4 protein-coding genes are annotated in these 4,010 nt (G+C 77.1%); 3 read left to right on the top strand and 1 reads right to left on the bottom strand.

Translation table 11 applies throughout. The features are described from left to right. Positions 1-102: 102 nt before the first annotated feature. Positions 103-927 carry a class I SAM-dependent methyltransferase gene (locus ABZ914_RS20710; RefSeq protein WP_500194880.1) on the bottom strand — a complete coding sequence of 275 codons (825 nt, stop codon included), beginning with the start codon at positions 925-927 and terminating at the stop codon, positions 103-105. Between the two features lie 152 nt (positions 928-1,079). Here ABZ914_RS20710 and ABZ914_RS20705 point away from each other — a divergent pair, with 152 nt between their 5' ends. From ABZ914_RS20705 to ABZ914_RS20695, 3 genes are all read left to right on the top strand, one after another. Continuing rightward, positions 1,080-2,696: an AMP-binding protein gene (locus ABZ914_RS20705; protein ID WP_500194879.1), complete on the top strand. Its 1,617-nt coding sequence runs from the start codon at positions 1,080-1,082 to the stop codon at positions 2,694-2,696. Between the two features lie 120 nt (positions 2,697-2,816). After that, the gene (locus ABZ914_RS20700; protein ID WP_500194877.1) at positions 2,817-3,605 is read left to right on the top strand and encodes a TIGR03084 family metal-binding protein; all 789 of its coding nucleotides are present in this window, start codon (positions 2,817-2,819) and stop codon (positions 3,603-3,605) included. A 61-nt stretch (positions 3,606-3,666) separates the two neighbouring features. Then, positions 3,667-4,010 (top strand): universal stress protein (locus ABZ914_RS20695; protein WP_500194875.1); only part of this gene is annotated, 344 nt, incomplete at its 3' end.

Raw genomic sequence — 4,010 nt, 5'->3', positions numbered from 1 at the left:
GGCCCCCGGGCGCCCCCCCCCCGCCCCCCCGCCGCGGCCGGCCGGGCGGGGGGGGGGCGGGGCGCCCCCCCCCCCCCGCCGGCGCCGCCCCCCCCCCGCGGCTCAACCAGAAGTGCGGGGGGCGACGGCCGTCCAGGGGAGGGTCAGCTCGCCGAGGCGCCAGCGCCGGCGGCCGCCGTAGGGCGGGCGGGTGAGGACGGGATGGGTCCGGGCGAGCAGCCGGACCGCCTCGATCCAGCGGGCGCGGGGGCCGAACGCCGAGTGCGGCGCGGCCGTCGCCCAGCAGCGGTCGAACGCCGCGAGGAGGTCGTGCACGGGTTCGCCGGGCACGTTGCGGTGTATCAGCGTCTTCGGGAGGCGTTCGGCCAAGTCGGACGGGCGGTCGAGGGCCGGGAGACGGGCCGCGAAGGTGATCGTCCGCGGCCCCTCGGAGCCGAGCGCGACCCAGACGGCGCGGCGCCCGATCTCGTCGCAGGTGCCCTCGACGAGGACGCCGCCGGGCGCGAGCCGCGAGCACAGCCGCTCCCAGGCGCGCCACGCCGCGGCCTCGTCGTACTGGCGGAGCACGTTGAACGCGCGGATCAGGACGGGCCTGCGCGGCACGGGCACCTCGAAGCCGCCGCGCCGGAACGAGAGCCCGTCGTGCGGTCCGGTCCTGCCGAGGAAGGCGTGGCCCGCGGCGACGCGGTCGGGTTCGATCTCGATGCCGACGACCTCCAGCCGGGGCGAGACCGCGCGCAGCCGCGTGTAGAGCTCGTAGGTGGTGACGGGGGACGCGCCGTAGCCGAGGTCGACGGCGAGGGGGCGGTCGCCCGCGCGCAGCGCGGCGGCCTGCGTGGCGGCGATCCAGCGGTCGATCCGGCGGAGGCGGTTGGGGTTGGTGGTGCCGCGGGTCACCTCCCCGACGGGCTTTTGCGATCCGACCACCTGCAGATTGTCGGTGTTTGGCGCGACATGCCGGTAATCGAACCCGATTCGGTCACGACGGTAAGTGGTCGTTTACGCTGACCTCCGACGCGCGTCCCCGACCCGCACCCGACCCGCACCCGTCCCGCCCGCGTCCCCCGGAGGAGAGCCGCATGCCCCAGCTCGACCTGGCGACCCTGCACGAGGCCGTCGCCGCCGCCGTTCCCGACCGCGAGGCGATGGTCTGGCGCGACCGGCGGCTGAGCTGGAGCGAGGTCGCCGGGCGGACGCGCCGGCTCGCGCACGTCCTGCACGAGCACGGGCTCGGCGTCCGCGGCGACCGGCGCGCGGCCGAGCCGTGGGAGTCGCCGCACGATCACCTGGCGCTCTATCTGCACAACGGCCCCGAGTACGTCGAGGGCCTGGTCGGCGCGCACAAGGCCCGCGTCGCCCCGTTCAACGTCAACTACCGGTACGTGAACGACGAGCTGGCGCAGCTGTTCGCCGACGCGCGCCCGGCCGCGATCATGTACCACGCGCGGTTCGCCGAGGCGATCGAGCGGGTCGTGAAGCGCCTCGGCGTCCCCCCGCTGCTCCTCCAGGTGGCGGACGAGTCCGGCGCCGGCCTGCTGCCCGGCGCCCTCGACTACGAGGCGGCCCTCGCGGCGGCGTCCGCCGATCCCCTGCCCGGCGTCCGGCCCGAGGCCGGCGACCTGCACATCCTCTACACCGGCGGGACGACCGGGCTGCCCAAGGGGGTGCTGTGGCGGATCGGCGACCTGATGCTCGGACCGCTCGGCATGCGCCGCCGCGACGGCTCCCCCGTCGACGACCTGGACGAGGCGGTCGCGCGGGCGCTGCGCACCGACCAGCGGGTGGTCGTCGGCCCGCCGCTGATGCACGGCGCCGGCACCTGGTCGGCCCTCGGCGCGTGGTGCGCCGGCGGCTGCGTGATCTTCCCGGACCGGGTGGACGGCCTGGACGCGGCCGACCTCATGGCGACCGCCGAGCGCGAGCGGGCGACCCGGATGCCGCTGGTCGGCGACGCGTTCGCGCGGCCGGTCGCGGACGCGCTGGAGCGCCGCCCGCACGACCTGGGCACGCTCCGCACGCTGATCAACTCGGCGGCGGCGATCAGCCCCGAGGTGAAGCGGCGGCTGCTGGACCTGCTGCCCGGCGCGCGGATCGTCGACGTCCTCGGCTCGTCGGAGAGCGGCTTCGCGGTGACCCGCGCCGGCGCGGAGGCCCGCACGTTCGCGATGGCGCCCGGCGGCGCGGTACTGAGCGCCGACCGCACCCGCAGGCTGGAACCGGGCGAGGACGAGCTGGGCTGGCTGGCCAAGGGCGGCGACGCGATCCCGCTCGGCTACCTCGGCGACCCGGACAAGACCGCCGCCACGTTCCTGACGATCGGCGGGGACCGCCTCGTCGTGCCCGGCGACCGGGCCCGCCACCTGGCGGACGGCACCGTCGAGGTGCACGGGCGCGAGGCGACGACGATCAACACCGGCGGCGAGAAGGTGTTCGCCGAGGAGGTCGAGGGCGTGCTGCGCGAGCTGCCCGGCGTCGAGGACGCGCTGGTCGTGGGCCGGCCGAGCGAGCGCTGGGGCACCGAGATCGTCGCGGTGCTGCGCCCGGCGACCGCCCCCGAGGACGGCGCGCTGCGCGCGGGCTGCGCCGCCCGGCTGGCCCGCTACAAGATCCCGAAGGCGTTCGTGCGGACCGACGGCTCGCTGCGGCTGCCCAACGGCAAGGCCGACTACGCCGCCGCCCGCGCGCTCGTGGACTGACCCGCCTGCCCGCGCCCCGCGCGCTCACGGACCGACCGGCGTGCTCCTGCACTGAATCGCGTTCTGTTCGGGACGGTCCAGGGCTGTACGGGACGGCGTCCGGCACGGAATCCTGGTCGGATGCCGGACCTGCACAGCCTGCTCGCCGACCTCGCCGCCGAAGGCGACTCCCTCGACGCCCTGGTGGCGCCGCTGCCCGCCGCGCGCTGGGCGGACCCGACGCCCGCCGAGGGCTGGACGATCGCGCACCAGATCGCCCACCTGGCCTGGACGGACGGGCAGGCGGTCGACGCCGCGACCGACGCCGACGCGTTCGCGCACCACCTCGAACAGGCCGTCGCGGATCCCGCCGGCTACGTCGAGCGGGGCGCCCGCGAGGGCGCGGCCGCGGACCCCGCCGACCTGCTCGCCCGGTGGCGGGACGGCCGCCGCCGCATGGTCGGGGCGCTCGCCGCCGTCCCGCCGGGGACCCGGCTGCCGTGGTTCGGGCCGCCGATGAGCGTGCCGTCCATGGCGACGGCGCGGCTGATGGAGACGTGGGCGCACGGCGAGGACGTCGCGGACGCGCTCGGCGTCCGGCGCGAGCCGTCGGCCCGGCTCCGGCACGTGGCGCACATCGGCGTCCGGACCCGCGACTTCGCGTTCCGCAACCGGGGCCTGGAGCCGCCCGCGGAGGAGTTCCGCGTCAAGCTGACCGGCCCGGGCGGCGAGAAGTGGACATGGGGCCCGGACGGCGCGGCGCAGTCGGTCACCGGGCCGGCGCTCGACTTCTGCCACCTGGTCACGCAGCGGCGCAACCGGGCCGATCTCGCCGTCGTCGCGACGGGCGCGGACGCCGACCGGTGGCTGGACGTGGCGCAGGCGTTCGCCGGTCCGCCCGGCCCCGGGCGCGCGCCCGCGGCCGGGTGAGAGCTTGATCACGAGCGGTCCCGGAGGGAATTCCGCAGGCTGATCTGGAGATATCTCCGGTATGACAGTACTGATTGCATTCGACGGTTCTGAAGACTCGAAGACCGCGATCGAATACGCCGCGCAGCACCTCCGGCCGGAACCGATCGTGATCCTCAGCGTGTGGGAGCCGCTGCTCACCCAGATCACCTGGGCGCCGCTCGCCGCCGCCGTGCCGGTCGCCGCCGAGCAGGGCGACGACGGCAAGTTCGAGGAGGAGAAGCAGGCCGAGGCGCGGGGCCGCCCCGGCGGGGGGCGCCCCGCGGGCCCCCGCGCGCCCCCCCGGTGCCCCCGCGCCGCGCGGCGGGGGGGGGCGGGGGGGGGCGGGGGCCTGGGCGGGGGCGCTGTACTGGGGGCCGCGCGGGG

The sequence above is a fragment of the Spirillospora sp. NPDC046719 genome, assembly GCF_040645715.1.
Classification (GTDB): Bacteria; Actinomycetota; Actinomycetes; order Streptosporangiales; family Streptosporangiaceae; genus Spirillospora.
Note: the sequence above shows the minus strand (reverse complement) of the source record. Positions and strands in the feature narration are given on the sequence as shown.

Excerpts from the sequence above, each read along its gene's own strand:
- ABZ914_RS20705 (WP_500194879.1), top strand. The coding sequence starts at position 1,080 with ATGCCCCAGCTCGACCTGGCGACCCTGCACGAGGCCGTCGCCGCCGCC.
- ABZ914_RS20700 (WP_500194877.1), top strand. The coding sequence starts at position 2,817 with ATGCCGGACCTGCACAGCCTGCTCGCCGACCTCGCCGCCGAAGGCGAC.